At 67.3% G+C, this 22,417-nt stretch carries 18 protein-coding genes and 1 pseudogene; 9 read left to right on the top strand and 10 right to left on the bottom strand.

Going from position 1 to position 22,417, the window contains the following annotated elements:
• Positions 1-115: 115 nt before the first annotated feature.
• Positions 116-1,351 carry an MFS transporter gene (locus tag ACFWCF_RS06475; RefSeq protein ID WP_378558697.1) on the top strand — a complete coding sequence of 412 codons (1,236 nt, stop codon included), beginning with the start codon at positions 116-118 and terminating at the stop codon, positions 1,349-1,351.
• A pseudogene (locus ACFWCF_RS06480) lies at positions 1,348-1,467 on the top strand (FAD-dependent oxidoreductase); the annotation flags it as partial. The gene ACFWCF_RS06475 and the pseudogene ACFWCF_RS06480, both read left to right, overlap by 4 nt.
• Positions 1,468-1,671: 204 nt before the next feature.
• Here the strand turns inward: ACFWCF_RS06480 and ACFWCF_RS06485 are convergent.
• The 3 genes from ACFWCF_RS06485 to ACFWCF_RS06495 all read right to left on the bottom strand — a co-directional run bounded on the left by ACFWCF_RS06485 (position 1,672) and on the right by ACFWCF_RS06495 (position 4,996).
• On the bottom strand, positions 1,672-2,109 hold the full coding sequence (locus tag ACFWCF_RS06485; RefSeq protein WP_378558700.1) for a DUF6069 family protein: 438 nt from the start codon (positions 2,107-2,109) through the stop codon (positions 1,672-1,674).
• Positions 2,110-2,235: 126 nt separating this feature from the next.
• Positions 2,236-4,020: an ABC-F family ATP-binding cassette domain-containing protein gene (locus ACFWCF_RS06490; protein WP_378558703.1), complete on the bottom strand. Its 1,785-nt coding sequence runs from the start codon at positions 4,018-4,020 to the stop codon at positions 2,236-2,238.
• A 49-nt stretch (positions 4,021-4,069) separates the two neighbouring features.
• Positions 4,070-4,996, bottom strand: coding sequence for a 4-(cytidine 5'-diphospho)-2-C-methyl-D-erythritol kinase (locus tag ACFWCF_RS06495; RefSeq protein ID WP_378558705.1), 927 nt, complete (start codon positions 4,994-4,996; stop codon positions 4,070-4,072).
• A gap of 86 nt (positions 4,997-5,082) precedes the next feature.
• On the opposite strand from ACFWCF_RS06495, the gene ACFWCF_RS06500 reads away from it, so the two are divergent.
• Positions 5,083-6,051 carry a helix-turn-helix transcriptional regulator gene (locus ACFWCF_RS06500; RefSeq protein ID WP_378558708.1) on the top strand — a complete coding sequence of 323 codons (969 nt, stop codon included), beginning with the start codon at positions 5,083-5,085 and terminating at the stop codon, positions 6,049-6,051.
• Between the two features lie 68 nt (positions 6,052-6,119).
• Positions 6,120-6,389, top strand: coding sequence for a hypothetical protein (locus ACFWCF_RS06505; protein WP_378558712.1), 270 nt, complete (start codon positions 6,120-6,122; stop codon positions 6,387-6,389).
• Positions 6,390-6,469: 80 nt separating this feature from the next.
• Here ACFWCF_RS06505 and ACFWCF_RS06510 read toward each other — a convergent pair whose 3' ends face one another.
• The 6 genes from ACFWCF_RS06510 to ACFWCF_RS06535 form a co-directional block, all read right to left on the bottom strand.
• Complete coding sequence (locus tag ACFWCF_RS06510; protein WP_054717914.1) at positions 6,470-6,673, bottom strand: cold-shock protein; 204 nt, start codon at positions 6,671-6,673, stop codon at positions 6,470-6,472.
• A gap of 222 nt (positions 6,674-6,895) precedes the next feature.
• Entirely contained in the window at positions 6,896-7,801 is a 906-nt protein-coding gene (gene rsmA / locus ACFWCF_RS06515; RefSeq protein WP_378558715.1) for a 16S rRNA (adenine(1518)-N(6)/adenine(1519)-N(6))-dimethyltransferase RsmA, read from the bottom strand.
• Positions 7,802-7,840: 39 nt separating this feature from the next.
• The gene (locus tag ACFWCF_RS06520) at positions 7,841-8,968 is read right to left on the bottom strand and encodes a transglycosylase family protein (RefSeq protein ID WP_378493041.1); all 1,128 of its coding nucleotides are present in this window, start codon (positions 8,966-8,968) and stop codon (positions 7,841-7,843) included.
• 352 nt (positions 8,969-9,320) lie between these two features.
• Entirely contained in the window at positions 9,321-9,770 is a 450-nt protein-coding gene (locus tag ACFWCF_RS06525) for a DoxX family protein (RefSeq protein WP_378493042.1), read from the bottom strand.
• A 111-nt stretch (positions 9,771-9,881) separates the two neighbouring features.
• Positions 9,882-10,940 carry a maleylacetate reductase gene (locus tag ACFWCF_RS06530; RefSeq protein ID WP_378558717.1) on the bottom strand — a complete coding sequence of 353 codons (1,059 nt, stop codon included), beginning with the start codon at positions 10,938-10,940 and terminating at the stop codon, positions 9,882-9,884.
• 42 nt (positions 10,941-10,982) lie between these two features.
• Positions 10,983-11,813: a TatD family hydrolase gene (locus tag ACFWCF_RS06535; RefSeq protein ID WP_378558720.1), complete on the bottom strand. Its 831-nt coding sequence runs from the start codon at positions 11,811-11,813 to the stop codon at positions 10,983-10,985.
• 22 nt (positions 11,814-11,835) lie between these two features.
• Here ACFWCF_RS06535 and metG point away from each other — a divergent pair, with 22 nt between their 5' ends.
• The 5 genes from metG to ACFWCF_RS06560 all read left to right on the top strand — a co-directional run bounded on the left by metG (position 11,836) and on the right by ACFWCF_RS06560 (position 18,157).
• Positions 11,836-13,392, top strand: a complete 1,557-nt coding sequence (gene metG / locus ACFWCF_RS06540; protein WP_378559407.1) for a methionine--tRNA ligase — start codon at positions 11,836-11,838, stop codon at positions 13,390-13,392.
• Positions 13,393-13,558: 166 nt separating this feature from the next.
• A complete protein-coding gene (locus ACFWCF_RS06545; RefSeq protein ID WP_378558723.1) occupies positions 13,559-14,704 on the top strand; it encodes a DUF2786 domain-containing protein in 1,146 nt (381 codons plus the stop codon).
• 118 nt (positions 14,705-14,822) lie between these two features.
• Positions 14,823-15,971: an NAD(P)/FAD-dependent oxidoreductase gene (locus tag ACFWCF_RS06550; protein WP_378558725.1), complete on the top strand. Its 1,149-nt coding sequence runs from the start codon at positions 14,823-14,825 to the stop codon at positions 15,969-15,971.
• On the top strand, positions 15,968-16,867 hold the full coding sequence (locus tag ACFWCF_RS06555) for an RNA polymerase sigma-70 factor (protein WP_378558728.1): 900 nt from the start codon (positions 15,968-15,970) through the stop codon (positions 16,865-16,867). Before ACFWCF_RS06550 ends, ACFWCF_RS06555 begins: the two co-directional genes overlap by 4 nt.
• Positions 16,868-16,879: 12 nt before the next feature.
• Positions 16,880-18,157, top strand: coding sequence for an aminodeoxychorismate synthase component I (locus ACFWCF_RS06560; RefSeq protein ID WP_378493050.1), 1,278 nt, complete (start codon positions 16,880-16,882; stop codon positions 18,155-18,157).
• On the opposite strand, the gene ACFWCF_RS06565 is transcribed toward ACFWCF_RS06560, so the two are convergent.
• Positions 18,102-22,076, bottom strand: a complete 3,975-nt coding sequence (locus ACFWCF_RS06565) for an NACHT and WD repeat domain-containing protein (protein ID WP_378558731.1) — start codon at positions 22,074-22,076, stop codon at positions 18,102-18,104. The two genes, ACFWCF_RS06560 and ACFWCF_RS06565, sit on opposite strands and share 56 nt — an antisense overlap.
• Positions 22,077-22,417: the final 341 nt, after the last annotated feature.

The raw sequence follows: 22,417 nt of genomic DNA on the forward strand, positions 1-22,417 counted from the left end.
CCGGAGTGTTCGACGACCCCGCCGCCGACACCGCCACCGAGGCCGCGGCCGGTGGGTGCTGCGGTGCGCCCGAGCCGCAGTTGGTCACCCTCTCCCGCACCGGCGGATAACGCCGGTGACCGACACGTCGACCCGCCCGCAGCCCGGCGCTCTCACCGGCGCCGGGCTGCGGCGGGTGCTGGCGGTGCTGTGCCTGACCGAGATCACCAGCTGGGGCATCCTGTACTACGCGTTCCCGGTCCTGTCGGTCTCGATCTCCGCCGATACCGGCTGGTCGCCCACGTCGATCACCGCGGCGTTCTCGCTCGGTCAACTCGCCACCGCGCTCGCGGGTATCCCGGTCGGGCGCATCCTCGACCGGGTCGGACCGCGCACGATCATGACCGCCGGCTCGGTCCTCGCCGTCCCCGCGCTGGTCCTGATCGCGCTCGCCCCCACGCTGCCGGTGTTCTACGCCGGATGGCTGCTGGCCGGCACCGCGATGGGCGCGGTGCTCTACCCACCGGCGTTCGCCGCGCTGACCCGCTGGTACGGCGACCGCTCCGTGCACGCCCTGATGATCCTGACCCTCGCCGCGGGCCTGGCCAGCACCATCTTCGCCCCCTTGACCTCCGCAGTGGATCAGCAGTCGGACTGGCGCACCACCTACCTGATCCTCGCGGCGATCCTCGCCGCGATCACCATCCCCGGACACTGGTGGGGACTACGCGGATCCTGGCCCACCGCGGCCCCACCGGCGAACGGCGCGGACCTAGGGCACCGGGAGATCGCCCGCAGCCCCGCGTTCCTCGCACTGGTGGCCGCGTTGGCTCTGGGCGCGTTCACCGCCTTCGCCGGGGTCTTCAACCTGGTGCCGTTGCTGCTCGAACAAGGCTTCTCCCCATCGGTGGCGGCGGTGACGCTCGGGCTCGGCGGCGCCGGACAGGTCCTCGGCCGCCTCGGCTACCTGACCCTGGTCGCCCGCACCAGCGTCCGCAGCCGCATCGTGGTGATCCTGGCCGGCACCGCGGCAACCACCGCGGTCCTCGGCGTCGTGACCACGGCCGCTGCATTGATCGGCGCGGCGATCGGCGCGGGACTGGTACGCGGATTGTTCACCTTGATCCAGGCCACCGCCATCACCGACCGGTGGGGCTCGACCCACTACGGCCGGCTCGGGGGGCTGATGTCCGCCCCGATCGTGGTGGTGATGGCGTTGGCGCCGTGGGCGGGAACCGCCCTGGCGTCGGCGACCGGCAGCTACGCCACCGCTTACCTCGTCCTCGCAGTCGTCGCCGTGATCGCCGCGCTCCTCGCGGTCGCGTCCGTGCCGCGCCTGACCGCCCCTCCGTCCACTGAAGGAACCTCATGACCGACTACGACGCCCTCGTCATCGGTGGTGGCCAGTCCGGCCTCGCCGCCGCCCACGCCCTATCCACCCGAGGCCTGCGCACCGGACTGCTCGAAGCCGGCGACGAGCCCGTCGGGGCGTGGCCGCACTACTACGACAGCCTCACCCTGTTTTCCCCGGCGAAATACAGCGCCCTACCGGGCCTGGCGTTTCCGGGCGATCCGGATCGCTATCCGCGGCGCGATGAGGTGATCGACTATCTGCGCCGCTACGCCGCCGGACTCGACGTCCGATTCCAGCAACCGGCCGGACATCCCCCTCGGTTCAATTCGATGGCATCGCTACGTGCGATCGCGCATCTTTCCGAGCCCGAGCACGGCCACCACCGCGATGACGACGTGCATCAATACGAGAGTGACGGTGCTCGCCGTGTCGAAGTCCGCGCTGAGCGTCCCCTGAATCGTCGCGAGCGGCAGCAGCGCGCCGACCACCTGGGCGATCCGCACAATCGGATTCCACCAGAGACTCAGCAGGGCGGCGACGGTGAGCCCGACCGTGAGCGGGACGACGGTCATGAGCACCACGCCGCCGGGCGCCGCGCTCGCCACCGCCCCGGCGTCGGTGTGCTCGAACGATCCACCGGCCAGGAGACCGACCGACCAGAGCACGAGGTTGGCGATCAGCGCCGAGAGGACCGAGGCGACGACGATCGTGGGACGCCCGTACTCGCGCGACCACACGGATGTCGATGAAACAGAAGATGTTCGGGTGACAGACATGTTTCCCTCCTGAGGGGCGTGTTCGGCTGACTGCGCCCAGCCTGCAACCTCGAGTTGACTCGAGGTCAAGAGGAAAACCATGAAACCGGAAACTTTCCTTGCCCTGTGCGGGTTCCTTCTGCCGCGCTAGTCCAGCGAGTCCGCGAGTTCCATCCACTGCTCCTCGGCGGCTTCCTTGTCCGCCACCACCTGACGCAGCTCGGCGTCGAGCTTCTGCAGTCGGTCGGGATCGGTTGCCGCGTCGGCCAGTTGCACGTGCAGCTTCGATTCACGCTGGTCGAGTTTGACGATCGCCCGCTCGAGACGCGAGAGCTCCTTGCGCGCGGCGCGCTCTGCGGCACCGTCCCGCTTCGGCGCAGACCCCGCTCCCTTCGACACCTGGGACGCCACCGACGGCACCCCGCCGTCGCCCATCGCCGCGCGTCGTCGCAGGTATTCCTCGATACCCCCGGGCAGGTTGGTGAGCTTGCCGTCGCCGAACAGTGCCCACGTCGAATCACAGATGCGTTCGATCAGATACCGGTCGTGGCTGATGACGACCAGGGTTCCGGCAAAGTTGTCGAGCAGATCTTCGAGTTGCTGCAGGGTGTCGATGTCGAGGTCGTTGGTGGGCTCGTCGAGCAGCAGCACGTTCGGCTCCGCCATGAGCACCCGCGTCAACTGCAGGCGACGACGTTCACCACCGGACAGGTCACCGATGGGAGTGCGCTGACGGGCCGGGGTGAACCCGAGCCGTTCGGCCAGCTGACCCGCCGATACCTCCTTGTCGCCCAGCATGATTCGCTCGGCAACATCCTTGACCGCGTCGAGCACCCGCATGTCGGTGGGCAGATCGTCGAGTTCCTGCCGTAGCCAGCCGATCTCGACCGTCTGCCCCTCGATGCGCTTGCCGGACGCGGGTTCGCGCTCACCGGCCAGGGTGCGCAGCAACGTCGTCTTCCCGGATCCGTTGACGCCGACGAGACCGATCCGCTCCCCCGGTCCGAGGCGCCACGTCAGGTCGTGGACGAGTTCGCGGCCGTCCGGAGTGGCCAGTGTGGCGTCCTCGAGTTCGATGACGACGCGACCCAGCCGACGCTTCGCGAACGATGCGAGCGCCACCGAATCGCGCGGTGGCGGCACGTTGGCAATGAGCGCTTCCGCGGCCTCGATGCGGTACTTGGGCTTGGACGTGCGCGCGGGAGCACCTCGGCGCAGCCACGCCAGTTCCTTGCGTGCCAGGTTCTGTCGCCGCTCTTCCATGGCGTCGGCCTGACGGGAACGCTCGGCCCGCGCGAAGATCCAGTCGTTGTAGCCGCCCTCGTACGACTCGACCTTGCCGCCGACGACCTCCCACGTGCGGGTCGCGACGGTGTCGAGGAACCACCGATCGTGGGTCACGACGACGAGCGCGCTGCGCCGCGACAGCAGGTGCTCGGCCAGCCACTGCACGCCCTCGACATCGAGGTGGTTGGTGGGCTCGTCGAGCACGAGCACGTCGAGTTCCTGCACGAGCGCGGCCGCCAGCGCGACACGTCGCCGTTCGCCGCCGGACAATCCGTCGACGACGGCGTCGAGACCGAGCTTGTCGATGCCGATCCCCGCGAGTACCGAGCGGATGCGCGCATCACCCGCCCACTCGTGTTCGGCGACACCGAGCGGGCCGAGCACCACGTCGCCGACCGTCGAACCCTCGGGGAGCACGCCGCGCTGGGTCACCACCGCCATGCGCAGGCCGCCCACCCGGCTGACACGACCGGAGTCCGGTTCCTCGAGGCCGGCGAGCACCTCGAGCATGGTGGTCTTACCGCCGCCGTTGAGGCCGACCACGCCGATGCGTTCGCCCTCTTCCACCCCGAGCGACACGGAGTCGAGCAACGGCTTGATGCCGAAGGATTTCGAGACCTGTTCGAGGTTGATCAGATTCGCCACGTGGTGCAGAGCCTTCCGGAGTTGTGTATCGGTACAGGGGAAACAGGTGTCAGGACCGAGCAGGATCGACGACGCGCGCGCCCGGTACCGGACCCGACGCGATTCGCACGGTGCGGCACACCCCGGCACCTGCGAGTTCGGCACTCACCTCGACTGCGGCGCGTTGATCGTCGACGAGGAACGCACAGGTGGGCCCTGAACCGGACACGATGCCAGCAAGTGCTCCCGCTTCGACCCCCGCCCTCAGGGTGCGGCGCAGCACCGGGTTCAACGACAGCGCAGCCGACTGCAGGTCGTTGCCGAGCAGTGGAGCGAGCGCGCGGGGGTCGCCGGCACCGAGCGCGTGCAGTACCTCGTCGGGGTCGCCCACGCGCTGCGGCTCACCGCTCGCGCGCAGTCGGTCGAGTTCGCGGAAGACGACAGGTGTGGACAGGCCGTCCTTCGCGATCGCGAGCACCCAGTGGAAGGTGCCGCGCGACAGTACGGGCACGAGTTCTTCGCCGCGTCCGGTTCCGAGCGCGGTGTTGCCGTGCAGGCAGAAGTTCACGTCGCTGCCGAGCTCGGCAGCGATCTCGTCGAGATCGTCACGGCTGGTGCGAAGACCCCACAGTGTGTCGAGCGCGACGAGGGTCGCGGCGGCGTCGGCGCTGCCGCCGGCCATACCACCGGCCACGGGGATGCCCTTGTCGATGGTGATCTCGACGTCGGGTGTGCGTCCGGCGCGTTCGGCGATCATCTCCGCGGCGCGCCAGACGAGATTCGACGAATCGGTGGGGACCGACGCCGCATCGGGGCCACGGACCTCGACGCGGAGGGTGTCGGCGGGGGCGACGGTCACCTCGTCGTGCAGCGACAGCGCTTGGAACACGGTGCGCAGGTCGTGGTAGCCGTCGGGACGTAGGTCGCCGACCGCGAGGTGCAGGTTGACCTTGGATGGAGCCCGCACGGTGACGGAGCCGGGAACGACGGAAAGCACGAATACACAGCTTACCCGTGCTTCGGGTAGTGACACGACCGCAATCGAGGACGGAAACTGTCCGTTATCCGTGGCACAGTCGGATCATGCGCGAAACCTCCGCCCGATTGCTGCGGCTCCTGTCGCTTCTGCAGATGCGGCGGGAGTGGTCCGGCTCCGAGCTCGCAGAGCGCCTGCAGATCACCACTCGCACCGTGCGACGCGACGTCGAGAAGCTCCGCGACCTCGGGTATCCCGTCGATGCGAACGTCGGGGTCGGTGGAGGGTACCGGCTGGGTGCGGGCGCCGAGATGCCCCCACTGCTGCTCGACGACGACGAGGTCGTGGCCGTCGCACTCGCGTTGCGTTCCGGCACCGCCGACGCTGTCACCGGCATAGGCGACGCCGAGACACGTGCACTCGCGAAACTGCGGCAGGTGATGCCCTCACGGTTGCAGCATCGACTCGAGGCCCTGAACGTCGAGGTCGTCGACAACGGCCCGGTCGCCTCCGCGGTCGATGCGGAACTGCTCGCAGCCGTGACGACCGTGTGCCACAACCACGAGCGCCTGCGCTTCGACTACCGCACACACGACGGCACGTCGTCACGCCGGGAAGTGGAGCCGCACCGGGTGGTTCGGGCGGGACTGCGCTGGTATCTCGTCGCATGGGACCTCTCCCGCGACGATTGGCGCTCGTTCCGAGTGGACCGCATGGAGCCGAAGATTCCCACCGGTCCACGCTTCGCTCCGCGTGAGCTTCCGCCCGGCGGTGCTGCGGAGTTCGTCTCGCGCGGTATCGCACGTGGCACGGCAGCGGTGACCGCAAAGGTGCTGCTGCACGCACCGTTCGAATCGGTCGCCCCGATGGTCGAGGACCGCTGGGGAAGTCTCGAGCAGGTCGATGCCGGGACCTGCGCGATCGTGCTCGGCGGCAGGTCGCTCGATTCGATCGCCGAGTGGCTGGTCGCCTTCGATGTGGACTTCACGGTGCTCGAGCCTTCCGACCTGCGAGACGCCTGCCGGATGCAGAGCGAACGGTTCCGGTTTCTCGCCGACAGGTACTCGCGCGCATGACACCCGCCGCATCTATGCTCGATCGATCGCCGTCATCACATCACCGGCGTCAGATCTGGAGGAAATACATGAGACGAGTTCTGCGTAGCACCGTCGCAGTCGGCGCGATCGCGCTGGCAGCTGCCCTGGGTACGGCAGGCGCAGCGTCGGCAGAGCCGGCACCTGCACCTCGCGTGTGCTCCATGGGTGATCTCGTGCTGCGGTCGCTGAACCTGGTCGACTGCGTGAATCCGCCGACGGGATCCGCTGGGATCGCCACCGGCTCGGCAGACGGGGCAGGTTCGTCCACCGGCTCGTCGGACGTCGGCATCGTCGGGCACGGCGCCGTCATCGGTTGACGCAGTTCGATTCTCGACACACAACACGGCAGGGCCGGCACCCGAATCGGGTGCCGGCCCTGCCGGTGAGAATACCGGTGTCAGATGACGTTGACGCCGGTGGCCTGCGGGCCCTTCTGGCCCTGGCCGATCTCGAAGCTCACGCGCTGGTTCTCCTCGAGGGTGCGGAAGCCGCGGCCCTGGATCTCGGAGAAGTGCACGAAGACGTCAGCCGAACCGTCGGCCGGAGCGATGAAGCCGAAGCCCTTTTCGCCGTTGAACCACTTCACAGTACCTTCAGCCATTTTGCTGTTCCTTCACTTGCAGGCAGGAGGCACGTTTGCCGTCCTGTCTCGTCGGAAGTCGGTATCGACTTCCGGGTCTGTCACTCGACGGCTGAAACGATTCCGCAGTGGTATCGCATCCGCTCGCAACTAGAAATGTGCGAGGGTTAACCACAAACACACTACCTAACGACCAGGTTCTAGTTAAGCACACATCGAGTCGCGATGCCACCACAAGGTGACTCACACCTCAGTTGCGATCGACGCGAGACGGACGAATGTGGCCGCATCGAGCCGCTCCCCCCTCGTCGAGGGCTCGATACCTGCTGCGACCAAGCGACGTTCGGCTTCTGCGGGCGATCCCGCCCAGCTACTCAACGCGGCACGCAATGTCTTACGACGTTGAGCGAATGCAGCGTCCACCACCGCGAACACGGTCTTACGATGGCCCGGATCGGTGGGCCACGGCGGATTTTCGTAGCGGTCGATGCGCACGAGGCCCGACTCGACCTGCGGCACAGGCCAGAACACCGAACGCCCCACCGAACCTGCGCGACGAACGTCACCGAAGAATCGGGCTTTCACGCTCGGTACGCCGTAGACCTTGCTACCCGGTTGCGCTGCAAGGCGATCGGCCACCTCGAGTTGCACCATCACCAGAGCGGTGCGCAGCGAGGGGATTTCGGCGAACAGGTGCAACAGCACCGGGACCGCCACGTTGTAGGGAAGATTCGCGACGAGCGCAGTCGGCTGTGACGGAAGATCGGCGACCGACACCTTCATCGCATCCATGGGCACGACGTCGAGGCGATCGGCGAGCTGCGGGGCACGCGCAGCAACCGTCGAGGGCAGTCGCTCGGCCAGCCTGGGGTCGATCTCCACCGCGACCACACGGTCGACGACGTCGAGCAGGGCCAGGGTCAGCGACCCGAGCCCGGGCCCGACCTCGAGCACCACGTCTTCGGGGCCGACGCCTGCGGCCGACACGATGCGTCGCACCGTGTTGGCGTCATGTACGAAGTTCTGACCGAGCTGCTTCGTCGGACGCACCCCGAACTCCTCCGCGAGAGTCCGGACCTCTGCGGGTCCGAGCAACGCGGCGAGGCCGCGCGGAGAAGCCGGGGTGGCGTCTGAATCATCTGCTTGCACGAGGCGAACCTAGCGCACCGGAGAGAGTGGCATGCCGTCCTAACGCAGGCCGAGCTTGCTGGTGCAGGACGGCCATGCGCCCCAGCCCTGCGTGGCCTGAACCTTCTCGGCGACCGCGATCTGCTGTTCGCGGGTGGCCATGTCCGCGCGCGGCGCGTACTGGGTGCCGCCGAATCCGGCCCAGGTCTGCTGCGTGAACTGCAGGCCTCCGTAGAAGCCGTTGCCCGTGTTGATGGCCCAGTTTCCGGTGGCCTCGCACTGCGCGAGAGCATCCCAGGTGGAGCCGCGGCCGGAGGCGGGCACGGCGGGCGCAGGCTTGGTGCCGACGCGCACGATCGCGGGCTGCGGCTCGGTCACCATGTGCGACGCGGTCTCGGTGCGACCGACCTCGACACCGTTGACGGTGTGGACGTCGAAGGTGACGGAACGCTCACCGGGAGCACCCGGGTGGTCGAGCGCGGTCTCGCCTTCGTTCATGTTCGGATCGTCGATGCGGTTCTCCGGTGCGCCGACGGGAAGCGTCTCGGTGCGGCTCTCGACGCGGTCGCGGGTCACGACGACCTCCATGCCCTCTTCGAGCTTCGCGTCGCGGGGCAGATTCACGCTGTCGGCCTGTTCGAGGGCGACGTTGTGCACCTCGAGGAAGTCGTCCACGGTGGGCGCCGCGACGCGCACGGGTGCAGCGGGTGCACCGTTGTCGGCGAAGTGCACGGTCTTGGGGTTGACGACCTCGAGCTCGGCGCCGTCGAGCGGCAGGCGATGTGAACGCGATGCCGAGACGTAGACGTCCTCACCCAGCTGGAACTGTGCGAGAGCTTCGTCGACGGTGAGTGCGGTGGTCCACACGCTGCGCTGCTCACCATCGACGGTGAGCTCGACCTCGCGGGCCTGGCGCAGCACGATGGTGTCTCCGTCGGACACCGCGGAATCGACGGCAGGCGCAACGACGTCGTGTTCCTTCACCTCGTAACCGGCAGCGGCAAGGATGTCGCCGACGTTCGAGCTCATCGTGCCGAAAGCGCGATGCTCTCCGTCGATGTCGAGCGTGACGTCCTTGTGCTGGACGAGTGCGGTGATCCCGCCGGCTCCGAGGGTCACGAACAATGCCGCAACGACAGCGAAGAACACCGGCGATTTGATTCGATTGATCTTGATGAAGGGTGACACAACAATTCCAGACAGACGACGACTGTGATCACGGCACGGTAACGAACGTGAATTGATATGGCAACCAGACTTCATCTACCAGGAACTATCCATGTAACCGTTAGGTGATAAATCAATATTTCCGATCACAAAACGGGTTGATACAAAACCGCTGCAAGCGCCCGACTCTCGTATAATGTGGCCGGGATTACATTTCCTTCGAAGTGAATACCTTTCCGGTCGTCACCTGTACAGCCGTCGATTTTTCGGTCGGCAACCCGGCCCGGACGAGCTCCGACAACGCAAAGGGCGCACCGCCGGCGATCGTGTGATCACCCGCGATGCGCCCTTCGACGCGGCGTTCCGAGATCGGTTACGCAGCGCTGAGAGCCGGATCCTTCTGCGCGAGGAACGACAGCTTCGGCGCAAGGAGGCGGTCGACGCTGAATCGTCCTGCACCCACTGCAGCCAGGAGCAGAGCGCCGAGGCCGAGTGCAGTGACGAGCTCGAAGCCGCCGTCGGTCACATACACGCCGTTACCGACGTGGGCGATGAAGAAAGCGCCGGTCATGACGAGGAACAGCAGGACACCGAAGATCGGCGTGAGCACACCGAGGATCAGCGCGATTCCGCCGAGCGTCTCGATCCAGGTCGCAACGAACGCGCTCACAGAAGGAGCAGGTGCGCCCATGCCCTCGAAGCCGGCGGTGGTGCCCGACTGACCCCACACCGTGAGCTTCTGCAGACCGTGGGTCAGGAAGATGATGCCGAGACCGAGACGTGCGATCAGGATGCCGATGTCGCGAACGAGTGGATTGTTCATGGAGATGACCCTTCGGTTGCGAGGCCGAAAGGCCCCTTCTAGTTGACAACGCAACCAAAAGTAGCAGCCAATGGTTGTAGGTTCAACCTTCCGGAGCGCATGTAGGCAGGGTCACTGGGGTCGCGATCCCGAGAACGCCTCGCCGAGCAACCTGCGCACGCCCACGTAGGTCACCTCTCTCGGGTTCGGATACGTCCGCTCCGTCGCCCGCCGCGCGGCGTCGTCGAGGTCGTCCTCACGCATCCCGAGATCCGCCAGTGCGCTCGGGCCTCCCGCAGAAACGATGAGGTCGTATACACCGGCGGGCGCCGAGTCCACCTCGAGCGCATCAGCGATCCGGGCCATCACCCCCGGGACCGACGGGGCGTTGTAGGCCATGACGTGCGGCAGCATCACGGTGTGCGTGGCGGCGTGCGGAAGATCGAACGACCCACCGAGGACATGACACAGCTTGTGATGCAGGGCCATCCCCACCGATCCGAGGCACACCCCCGACAACCACGCTGCGAGCAGCAGATCGGAGCGGCCCTCGAGATCCGCACCGTCCACTCCGAGCGCGGGAAGACCCCGGCCGATCGAGGCGATCGCCTGCAGCCCGAGGGCGTCGACAATGGGGTTCGCGTGCTCTGCGTACAACGCCTCCACCGCGTGCGCCAGCGCATTGACCGCACTGGTCACGGCCATCGGGACGGGCAGTCCTGCACTGAACTCGACGTCGTAGATCACCGTCTCCGGCAGGATGTCGGGCGACGACCGCGTGGTCTTCACTCCGTCGGCCGTCTCACCGAGGGTGGGTGTGACCTCCGAGCCTGCGTACGTGGTCGGCAGGATCACCTGGTCGATCCCGGTCCGGACGGCCAGCGCCTTCGCCAGGCCCGTGGTCGATCCGCCGCCGACCGCGACGACCGCGTCCGCTTCGTGTTCGGTGACGTACTTCAGGACATGCTCGGTCACGGAGACGGGCGTGTGCATCACCGCACCGTCGAATCGGGCCACCTGCAACGACCCGAGCGCACGTTCGACGAGATCCGACTGCGGCCGCACGTGTTCGCCACCGAGCAGCAACACGCGCGATCTACCGAGTCGGCGTACCTCGTCGCCGACCTTCGACGCAGTGCCCGTACCGAAGATCACCCGAGCCGGTTGTGCCGTGTAGACGAAGTTGTGCATGCGCCCACGGTCTCACGTCCGAGTGGTCGATGTGAGACCTGTTCACGAAAGTCCGTACACCCGTTCGGCATTCGCGGTGGTTACCGCGGCGAGTTCGAGCGCGTCGTCGCCGCGCACCTCCGCGAGGGCACGCACCGTGTAGGGCAGACAGTACGACTCGTTGGGCGCACCCCGGAACGGATGCGGTGTCAGGAACGGCGCGTCGGTCTCGACGAGGACCAGCTCGCGCGGCACGAGGGGCGCGGCCTCACGCAACGCCTTGGCGTTCTTGAAACTGACGGTGCCCGAGAAACTCAAGTGGTAGCCGGCGTCGACGCAGGCCCGCGCCATCTCGGGACCCGAGGAGAAGCAGTGGAAGATCACCGTCTCGGGGGCGCCCTCGTCGTGCAGCACCCGCAGTAGGTCGTCGTCGGCCTCACGGTTGTGGATCATCAGCGGTTTACCGAGCCGCTTCGCGAGATCGATGTGCCACCGGAAGCCTTCTTCCTGCTCGGCCGGTTCGGCGCAGCCGTCGAGCTTGCCCGGCCAGTACAGATCGAGGCCGGTCTCCCCCACCGCGACGCACCGCGGGTCTGCGGCGAGTCGCTCGATCTCGGCGCGCGTCGCATCGTCGAGGCTGTTCGCGCGCGTCGGATGGATTGCCACGGCCGCGAACACCCGTGGATCCCAGTGCGCGGCCCGCACCGCGAACCGCGCCGCGTCGAGGTCGTCGGCGACGGTGACCACGCGACCGACACCCACCGCGGCGGCCCGGTCCACGATCGCGGCGGTGGTCGCGGCATCTGTTGCGCCGCACGCATCGAGGTGGGTATGGGCATCGACGAGGGGTGCCAGCGGTTCCGGGGCTTCGGGGGCAGGACGGCTTCTACTCACGCCCTATAAAGTAGTGGCCATCATGAATGCCGCCGATCCCAGCCGCCCGCCGTACTATGTGACCACTGCGATTGCGTACCCCAACGGGGTCCCGCACATCGGGCACGCGTACGAGTACATCTCCACCGACGCCCTCGCGCGATTCAAGCGCCTCGACGGTTTCGACGTCCGGTTCCTCACCGGCACCGACGAGCACGGCTTGAAGATGCAGCAGACAGCGACCAAGGAGGGCATTTCCGTCACGGAGCTGGCGGCGCGCAACTCCGACGTGTTCGAGGCCTTGGACAAGGCCCTCAACGTCTCGTACGACCGGTTCATCCGTACCACCGACGACGATCATCTCGAGGCCAGCAAAGCCATCTGGCAGCGCATGGTCGACAACGGCGATATCTACCTCGACACCTACGCGGGCTGGTATTCGGTGCGCGACGAGGCGTTCTACACCGAGGCCGAGACGACCCTGCAGGGCGACGGGTCACGCCTGTCCACCGACACGGGCACACCGGTCGAGTGGACCGAGGAGTCGACGTACTTCTTCCGGTTGTCCACCTACCAGGACAAGCTCCTGGAGCTGTACGACGAGCATCCCGAGTTCATCGCCCCCGCCACACGACGCAACGAGATCGTCAGCTTCGTCTCCGGCGGGCTCAAGGACCTGTCGATCTCCCGCACCACCTTCGACTGGGGTGTTCCCGTCCCCGGCCATCCCGATCACGTGATGTACGTGTGGGTCGACGCGCTGACGAACTACCTCACCGGCGCCGGCTTCCCCGACACCGAATCCGAGTCGTACAAGCGGTTCTGGCCCGCCGATCTGCACATCATCGGCAAGGACATCACCCGCTTCCACACCGTGTACTGGCCGGCGTTCCTCATGTCGGCCGGTCTCGAACTGCCCAAGCGGGTGTTCGTGCACGGCTTCCTGTTCAACAAGGGCGAGAAGATGTCGAAGTCGGTCGGCAACGTCGTCGACCCGATCGAGATGGTCGACAAGTACGGCCTCGATCCGCTGCGTTTCTTCCTGCTCCGCGAGATCTCGTACGGTCAGGACGGCAGCTACAGCCACGAGGCCATCGTGACCCGCATCAACGCCGACCTCGCCAACGACCTGGGCAACCTCGCGCAGCGGTCGCTGACCATGGTCGCGAAGAACCTCGACGGGCAGGTTCCGACGCCGGGTGAGTTCACCGCCGACGACGAGGCGATGCTCGCGCAGGCCCACGCACTGCTCGACAAGGTCCGCGCCGAGTTCGACGAACAGCAGATCCACCTCGGACTCGAGACGATCTGGCATGTGCTCGGCGAGACCAACCGGTACTTCTCGGCGCAGGAGCCGTGGGTGCTGCGCAAAACCGATCCGGCGCGGATGGCCACGGTGCTGTACGTGACGCTCGAGGTCGTGCGCGTCGTGGGCATCCTGGTCCAGCCGGTGATGCCGGACGCGGGCACCAAGATCCTCGACCTGCTCGGTCAGGGTCCGGAGGCCCGGCAGTTCTCCGACATCGCGACGCGGCTCGTGCCGGGTACCGCGCTGCCTGCGCCGTCACCGGTGTTCCCGCGCTTCGTCGACGAGGACTGAATCGGCTTTCGGTCGTTCGTCCCGACCTTTCCTCCGCGTCCTCGGGTTTCCGCAGGTTCAGAACCAACGGGAACCCAAGGAACGGGAGGAAGTTTCAGATCACGCCATCGAACTGATCCTGAAACCGACAGAGAAACTTGTCGGTGCCTTGCGCCACACTCCTCACATGCCGACCAATGGAACATACATTCGAACCGATGAGGTGCGCGCCGAGATTCTGCTCGACGAGCTGAACGGCGCCTACGAGCGTGGATGGCAGCCCGCCGACGTACTCCACATGGCCGCACACTCGGGCGATCCCACCGACGCACCCCTCGCCGCCGCTTCCGTGCTGTTCGACGCCCATCGCACCCGCGCGGCCCACCGCGCACCCACCGAATGGTTGCACCAGGTACGCACGATCGGCGATCGCCACCCCGCGATCGCCCGCGTCACCGAACACGACCACTCGTTCGAGGCGGGCCTGTTCCGCGTACTGCCGTACGTGTCGCGGTTCCAGGTCGACGGCCTCGCCTACACCTGGAAATACCTCCCACGCTTCACCCACCTGACCGCGCCTCCGTCGCAGTGGCCTCAGGTGCGCACCGCGCCGGACGGCACGATTCCCGCCGCCCCCGATCCGCGCGTGCTCGAACGTATCCGCGGGTTGCTCTCGAAGGCCGAATCCACCGAGTTTCCCGACGAGGCGGAGGCATTCACCGCCAAGGCCCAAGAGCTGATGACCCGGTACGCGGTGGGTGCGGCCGTGCTCGGCAGCGCGGGGTCCGCCACCGATCCCGTCCGAGGTCGGCGTCTCCACCTCGAACGCCCCTACGCGAAGGAAAAAGTACTGCTGCTCACCGCCATCGGCGACGCCAACCGGGTCCGCACGGTGTGGTTCACCCGCGTACAGATCGCGACCATCGTCGGCACCGTCATCGATCTCGAGCAGGTCGAGATGCTGTTCACGTCGCTACTCGTCCAGAGCGCCCGCGCGATGAACGCTGCCGGAACCGCGGGGCGACGCGGTGGCGGCGCCACGTCCTTCCGTCGCGCCTTCCTCACCGGTTTCGCGAACCGCATCGGCGAGAGACTCCGCGAGGTGCAGGCCCACGCCACCGCCGAGGCCGCCGCCGACGCGCGGGTACCGATGACCGATCTCGCGCCCATCCTCGCCCGGCGTTCCGAAGCGGTCGACGCCGAGTTCCAGCGCCTGTTCCCCACCACTCGGGCCTCGGGTGGTCGCGGTGTCGACGCCGACGGTTTCCACGCCGGACGCGACGCCGCCGAGAGCGCATCGCTCGCGCCGGGCCAGTCGCCGTTGGGCCACTGAGCGTCGTACGCCCAGATCTTCTTTCACGGAGATGTCACATTCTCGGTCCGCGCGGTGTCCCATCGACGACACATCCGACACGTCTGCATTTCGACACGACTGCATTGGGGCGAGAACTATGAACAACACCCGATTCCACGTGGTGGTCATCGGCGCCGGGTACTCCGGCGTCATGGCGACGAACCGACTGCTCGCCGAACACCCCGACGTCGCGGCGACCGTCGTGAATCCGCGGTCGGTGTTCGTCGAACGAACGCGGCTGCACCAGCATGCGGCCGCGACCGGATCGGCGACACACGACCTCGTCGAACTGCTCCATCCCCGCGCCGAACTGCGTGTGGGCACTGCCCTGCGGATCGACGACGGTACCGTGCTTCTCGCCGACGGATCGACACTGACCTGCGACGCCGCGGTCTACGCGGTCGGGAGCGGCCCCGCCCGGGTGGATGTTCCAGGCGGCGAGCGGGCGCATTCGGTGTCCGACCTCGAATCCGCGGCGGCGCTGCACTCCGCGATCGATGCGTTGCCCGACGGTGCCGCGGTCACCGTCGTCGGCGGCGGGTTCACCGGCATCGAAACGGTCACCGAATTCGCCACCGCGCACCGAGGCCACCGCTTCACGCTCGTCGGCGATCCCGGCCCGGATCTCCCCTACCGCACCCGCCGTTACCTGCGACGCACCCTGACCGGGTTCGGCATCGAGATCCTGGCGGGCGTGGCCGTCACCGAGATCACCGACGACAGTGTGCGGTTGGACGACAGCACCGAGTCGCCCTCCGACCTCACCGTGTGGGCGGGAGGATTCTCGGTACCCGATCTCGCACGCCGCAGCGGGCTCGACGTCGACGACTCCGGTCGCCTGCACGTCGATGCGACGCTCCGGGCGACGAACCGCAGCAACGTGATCGGGGTGGGCGACGCCGTCACCATCGCGGACCGGCCCTACATCCGGATGAGCTGCCAAGCAGCGATTCCGCTCGGCGTGCACGGCGCAGGCACCGTGTGGGAAGTGCTGCAGGGCCGCGACCCGGCATCCCTGTCGCTGGGATTCGTCGCGCAGTGCATCTCACTGGGACGCGGTCGGGCCGCACTGCAGTTCACCACGGCGGCCGACGCTCCCCGCGCGATGACACTGCGCGGGAGGCCGGCCGCATTCGTCAAGGAGGCCATCCTGCGTGGCACCATCCGATCCATGCAACGCCAAGCCAGAGGCCACGCCCCGCACGTCATGGAAGGACCCACCTCCGACTTGGTCGCCGCGCAATGAACGACGACGACACGGAGCAGGCCCAGGTGTTCACCGAGCACCGCGGCCTGTTGTTCTCGATCGCCTACGAAATCACGGGCAGTGTCGCCGACAGCGAAGACGTCCTCCAGGACAGCTACCTGCGGTTCGCGAAGGTCGACCCGGGCACCGTCGAGGATCCGCGCGCATACGCGGCCCAGGTCGTGACGCGCCAGGCCCTCAATTCGCTGCGCTCTGCGCAGCGACGACGCGAGGAGTACGTCGGACCGTGGTTGCCCGAACCGCTCCTCACGGCTACGGACGAGCGCGGCACCGATCCGTCTGCGAGAGTCGAACTCGCCGAGTCGGTGTCGATGGCGATGCTCCTGGTCCTCGAAACCTTGAGTCCGCTCGAACGGGCGGTGTTCGTGATGCGCGAAGTCTTCGGATTCGACTACACGCACATCGCCGACGCCGTCGACCGCACCCAGGCCTCCGTGCGGCAAGTCGCCCACCGCGCCCGCGACCACGTTCAGGAGCGTCGACGGCGGTTCACCCCGGCAAACGAAGAGACCGACCGCGTGGTCGGCGAGTTCTTCGCGGCCGCGATGACCGGCGATCTCGACGGACTGCTCCGGCTGCTCGCACCCGACGCCGTGTACATCGCCGACGGCGGCGGCAAGGTCACCGCGGCCAAGGTGCCGGTCCACGGCGCGCAGAAGGTGGCGCGCCTGTTCTCCGGACTCGCACGCGTGGGACTGCCGGAGATGACGATCGACACCGCGATCGTCAATACCGCTCCCGGCGTGATCGTGTACTCGCGCGGCGTGGTCGACCTCGTTTTTCTCTTCGAGATCGTCAACGGCCTGATCACCGGTGTGTACGCGGTCCGCAATCCCGACAAACTGACCCGATTCGGGGCACCGTCCCCGTCGTGACAGGCTTGTCGGATGCGGATGGAACGACTCGGATGCGGAGGCACACCCGCTCAGGTGCTCGATGCTCTCGGCGAGCACGCCCGACGTATCGGTACACCTCCGCCCGCGGCGATCACCGGGTCGTGGTTCGGTGCCGCCGCGGTGATCGCACCGTCGCTCGAAGCCGTTCCGGTAGCGGCTACCGAGGCGTTCGCCTGCCCGGATCGACAGGTCCGGGCAGGCGGCCCACACATCGGCGGCGGGTGGATCGGGTACCTCGCCTACCCGGACACGACCACGACGCAGTCCCCCTCGCTACCCGCCGCGGCAGGCGGCTGGACCGACACGGTCCTTCGTCTCGACCACGACGGATGCTGGTGGTACGAAACACTCTCCGACAGGACATGTCCGGACACGCTGGCCGGTGCAGTGCTCGATCCCGCCGGATCCACCATCGAACCACGCTGGAGCATCGACTGGTCACTGCCGGACCGCGATACCCACCGGCACGGCGTCGAGCAGTGCCTCGATGCCATCCGCGCAGGCGAGGTGTACCAAGCCTGCGTGTGCACCCGCTTCACCGGCACCCACACCGGCGATCCCCTGTCCTTCTTCGCCGACGCGATCACCCGCACGAGCCCGTCCCGCGCCGCGTACCTCGAAGGCCCGTGGGGCGCGGTGGCGTCGCTGTCGCCCGAACTGTTCGTCTCCCGCCACGGCCATCGGCTCGCGTCGAGCCCCATCAAAGGCACCCTCCCGCTGCACCGGGATCCCGGCGACCTACGGGCATCGGTCAAGGATGTCGCCGAGAACATCATGATCGTCGACCTGGTTCGCAACGATCTGGGCCGAGTGGCCGAACCCGGCAGCGTCACCGTGCCCGAACTCCTCGCCGTCCGGCCCGCACCCGGCGTGTGGCATCTTGTCTCGACCGTCACCGCCACCACCCGCCCCGGAGTGTCCGCCCGCGACCTCCTCGACGCTGCCTTCCCACCCGCCTCCGTCACGGGGTGCCCGAAGATCCGGGCCCGTGAACTGCTTCAGCAGTGGGAACCGTCGTCGCGCGGCGTCTACTGCGGCACCGTCGGTATGGCGAGCCCCCTTGCGGGCACCGAACTGAACGTCGCGATCCGCACCGTCGAATTCGGTGCCGACGGAACCTGCGCCCTCGGGGTGGGCGGCGGCATCACCATCGACTCCGACCCAGCCGCCGAATGGCAGGAATGCCTCGACAAAGCAGCGAGCATCCTCTCGCTCAGCACGCCTCGTCACGCGGAAGTGGCAACCCGAACTGCGGCAGGAGTTCCCTGAGCTGCCCCGAGGTCGAGGAGCAGATCCGCTCGACGACCGCCTCGGCGTCCAGACTCCAGGTACGCAACACGCCGTCACCGCCGGCGGCGATCACCGTGCCGTTCGGGTGGAACATCGCCTGCCACCGCCCCACCCCGGTATCGGTGATCGGCCCTCCCACCGCACGCATGGCATCGGGATCCGACACATCCCACAATCGGACCGTGCCGTCGTCGCTGCCGCTGACGACGCGCGAACCATCGGGCGAGACCGACACCGAATACACCGTGCCTGTGTGACCGCGCAGTTTCGTGGCGCGAGCGGTGAAACCTCCCGCCTCGTCGCGATCCCACACGACGACCTGATGATCGTCGCCACCGGTGACGAGAACCGAACTGTCGGGGGCGAATGACACACCGTTGACGCCCGCGGAGTGTCCCTGGGTGACCGGCACGGAACGGGGAGCAGAACGGTCCGTGATGTCCCAGGCGTAGATCCGGCCGTCGGCACTGGTCAGAACGAGGCTGCGCCCATCGGGGCTGATCTCGGCGTGCCGCACCAGGTTGGTCGGGCCCACGAGCGGCGGCCCCCACGGCCTCGGCGCCGCCGGATCGGACAGATCCCACAGCTGCACCGAGTAATCGTCATCGCCCGTGACAAGGGTGGTGCCCTTCGGACCGAACGTGAGGGCCGACGTGAATCGCGTGGTCAGCGCAAGAGGTTCGCCCAGTCGGCGCGGCGACGCGGGGTTCGCGACATCCCACAACTCGACGCTTCCGCCCGACGTGGCCGCCGCCGCGAGGATCGTGCCCGACGGTGACAGTGCACTCACGTAGCCACCGCCGAGGGGGCGCGTGAGCTCCACCTGACCGACGCGCGACCACCCGTCCTCACCGACATGCCACAGCCGGACGACCGCGTCGTAACTTCCGGTGGCCACGAGGTTTCCTGTCCCGTCGGTGACCGGCAAGGTCAACGCGGCCGGAGAGACGAACACGCGGCGGTGCGGCATGGTCCAGATGCGCAGGTTCGCGTCCTGCCCCCCGGTGATGATCGTGTCTCCGGTAGGTGTGACCGCCAAAGCAGGCACACCGCCGCCGTGTCCGGTGAGCGCGGGGGTGAGCTCGTCGATCCGCCGCGACTCCGTATCCACCGACCACAACTTCACCGTGCCGTCCCACGACGCACTCACCAAGGTGTGGCCGTCGGCAAGGAAAGAGATGGTCCACACGCCGCCGGTGTGAGCTCGTACCGGAGTGCCGAGCTGCTGGGGTGCACGCGGATCCGTCGTGTCGAACAACCACAGCACACCGTCGTCGCTGCTCGCGGCGAGAACTGTGCCGTCCGCGTTGAAACTGACCGAATGCGCGACATCACCGAACCCGGTCAGTGGATCCCCGAGCGCGCTCGGGCGCGCGATGTCGGACACATCCCACAGGCGCACCGTGCGGTCGTCGCTGGCGGTGGCAAGGACCGAACCATCGGTGCGGAACGAGACCGTTCGCACACCACCCTCGTGTCCCTGTATCCGCGTGTCGGGGAACCGGCCGGTCTCGGAGGACGAAGTGTCGAGGAGCACGAGGGAGCCGTCGTCGTAGGGCACCGCCAGCATCTGCCCGTCCGGGCTGTATCGGACGTTGTGCACAGCCCCCGACCCGAGAACTCGATGGTTGAGCACAGGCCGCGGCGAGGCGCGGTCGGACATGTCCCAGATCCACACGCCTCCGTCGCCACCACCGGCGGCGAGGTAGCGTCCGTCCGGGCTGAACGACACCGACGCCATGTAGTTGGACGAGGACACCAGCGGGTCGCCGATCGAGGAGATGTCCCCGGACAACGACCAGAGGCGCACGGTGCCGTCGTCACTGGCCGAGGCCAACGTCGAACCGTCGGGAGAGATCGCGGTTCCGTAGACCGGCCCCGTATGACCGACGAGGACCCGCGCCAGAGGCACACCCTGCGTGGCGAGGAGTCGCGAGTAGGCCACTTCGCTGTCGCCTTCGAGAGAGGTTGCGGCCAGCGCGAGGTGCGCCGACATCGTCGGATCACCCGAGCGCGTCGAATCCGACAGCGCCACCACCTGCTGGAACTGTGCGGCCTTGCGTTCTTCGTCGGCCCGGTTCTTGCCGACCCACGCCAGACCGCCCATCACGAGGGCGACAATCGTCAGCAGGACCAACCCCGCAAGGGCGCTCCCGCGGAGCCTGCGCTGCCACTCGATCTGACGTCGGGAGGCCCGGAGAAACTCGAGAGCGGCCGGGCTGACCGCGGCGATGGACCGTTCCCCGGCATCTCCACCACCGAAACGCGCACCCTGTTCGGCGAGCAGGTCCAGACGGCCACGCTGATAGAGCATGCCCCTGTTGCGGTCGCTCTCGACCCAGTTCGCTGCGTCGGCCTCGACCTGCTGCCGGGAGGCCGCGAACTGCCGGTCCTCCTGGATCCACGACTTCAGCCGCGGCCACGCCACGATCACTGCATCGTGAATGAGCTCGACGTGTCCCTCGCGGGCGACGAGCACGCGCGCCGACACGAAATGGTCCACTACTCTCGTCGCAGCCGCGCGGTCTTCACTTCCCACCGCCAGGAGCACCGAGAGCGGGCGGGCCATCTTCACATCGGTGCCGGTGTTCGTCACGTAGACGAGGTGGACCATCATCGTCCGCGCGATCTCACGGTCGCCTTCGTCGAGGCTCTCCCATGCCCGTTCGGCGCCTGCCGCGATGGAGCCGCGCACGCCTCCTGTCTCCCGATAGCCGGCCACGGTGAGCGCACCACCGGTGCGTTTGTCCCACATCGTGTCGAGCAGATGCGACAGCAGCGGCAACTCCGTGCCGGTGATGTCCCCCGGTGCCAGCACGCCCAGGTCGTGGAGGATCAGGTCGACGAGTCCCGCTTCGAGTCGTACACCCAGCAGCTTGGCCGGGGCAGAAATGACTTCGACCAGATCGTCCCGGTCCAGTGGCTGAACGGCCTTACTACGGCGTTCGAGCGCACGGGCGAGCGCCGGATACGTCACCGCCTGCTCATAGAAGTCGGAACGCATCGTCGCCACGACATGTGCGGGCGCATCCGTATCGCCTGCCGTCGACATGTGTTCGAGCAGTGCCAGGAAATACGTGCGGCGGTCGGGATCGTCGCATTGGGTGAACAGATCCTCGAACTGGTCGACCACGACCAGCAGGGTCGACACCGATATCTTCTGGGCTTGGGCGGCGATCGCCTCGTGCACTGCGGTCCGGTCTGCCACCTCATCGCCGGACGGCTCCTCGAGTCCGGCGAGAGTCGGCAAGACTTCCACCAGACGGCTCACGGGATCGGGCCCCGGGGTGAACACCACGGGAGCGCAGTCGCCGCCACCGCACATCAGCGGAATCAGCCCCGCCTGTACGAGCGAGGACTTCCCGACTCCCGACGCGCCGGTCACGATCACCGGCCCTTGACCGTGCGCCGCGACGACGGTGTCGGCGAGCATGCGCATGCTCTTGGTCCGGCCGAAGAACATCCGTGCGTCGTCGGCACGATAAGCAGACAGCCCTTTGTAAGGACGCGTGTCGGCGACCACCGCGGGGGGTTTGTCCGTCGACCGGGCACCACCGGTCTCGCCACGCGCGGCCTTCCACCACGTCTCCCACTGCTTGAGGGAGTAGAGCCCCGGAGCGGGCGGTTCCGTGGTGAGTTCTCGGGCGGAGCGGATCAACACGACCAGGACGGGATGGACCGACTCGAAGCTCGCAGGCACACGCTTACCGCTACGCCAGTCGCTGACGCGCTGCACCGACACGGTGCGGTCGTTTCCCACCGCGCGGGAGATCGCGGACGCACCGGACACCACCTTCTTCAATGCGGGACGACCCGCGGCGGCGAACAGCATGAGGAGCTGGTCCGCGAAGAAGCGCCGATGGTCTGCGCTCTGCGCCGTGCCGCCGTCCGCTCTCACGTTCCGCGCCCTTCCGATTCGCCTTCCGCAGGAGAATCCGCCCGTGAAAGTCCGCTGCGGAAAAATTCCTCACCATGTCCGAGCTGGGATGATACCCGGTCCGCAGTGTTTCAGGATTGGAGCACGTTGCACAACACCGGAAGACTCATCACCACGCAAGGTCAACTTGCACGAAGGACGCGGGCCGTACCGAATGGAACTGATCGAGGGGTAGTTCCTTTCGGCGCGGAGGGCGTCCTGATTCGGGAACGCGACGGCCGGACGATCATCGATAGTCCGGCCCGCGCACTTGATTCCGGCACCCTGCTTATAAAAGGCACCCTGTGTTGCGGTTTAGCCAT

Source organism: Rhodococcus sp. NPDC060090 (genome assembly GCF_042729855.1).
In the GTDB taxonomy this organism is placed as follows: Bacteria; Actinomycetota; Actinomycetes; order Mycobacteriales; family Mycobacteriaceae; genus Rhodococcus.

Bases quoted from the DNA above. Each gene is read 5' to 3' on its own strand.
- ACFWCF_RS06485 (WP_378558700.1), bottom strand. From the start codon at position 2,109: ATGTCTGTCACCCGAACATCTTCTGTTTCATCGACATCCGTGTGGTCG.
- ACFWCF_RS06500 (WP_378558708.1), top strand. From the start codon at position 5,083: ATGCGCGAAACCTCCGCCCGATTGCTGCGGCTCCTGTCGCTTCTGCAG.
- ACFWCF_RS06505 (WP_378558712.1), top strand. From the start codon at position 6,120: ATGAGACGAGTTCTGCGTAGCACCGTCGCAGTCGGCGCGATCGCGCTG.
- ACFWCF_RS06510 (WP_054717914.1), bottom strand. From the start codon at position 6,673: ATGGCTGAAGGTACTGTGAAGTGGTTCAACGGCGAAAAGGGCTTCGGC.
- ACFWCF_RS06525 (WP_378493042.1), bottom strand. From the start codon at position 9,770: ATGAACAATCCACTCGTTCGCGACATCGGCATCCTGATCGCACGTCTC.
- ACFWCF_RS06530 (WP_378558717.1), bottom strand. From the start codon at position 10,940: ATGCACAACTTCGTCTACACGGCACAACCGGCTCGGGTGATCTTCGGT.
- metG (WP_378559407.1), top strand. From the start codon at position 11,836: ATGAATGCCGCCGATCCCAGCCGCCCGCCGTACTATGTGACCACTGCG.
- ACFWCF_RS06545 (WP_378558723.1), top strand. From the start codon at position 13,559: ATGCCGACCAATGGAACATACATTCGAACCGATGAGGTGCGCGCCGAG.
- ACFWCF_RS06550 (WP_378558725.1), top strand. From the start codon at position 14,823: ATGAACAACACCCGATTCCACGTGGTGGTCATCGGCGCCGGGTACTCC.
- ACFWCF_RS06555 (WP_378558728.1), top strand. From the start codon at position 15,968: ATGAACGACGACGACACGGAGCAGGCCCAGGTGTTCACCGAGCACCGC.
- ACFWCF_RS06560 (WP_378493050.1), top strand. From the start codon at position 16,880: ATGCGGATGGAACGACTCGGATGCGGAGGCACACCCGCTCAGGTGCTC.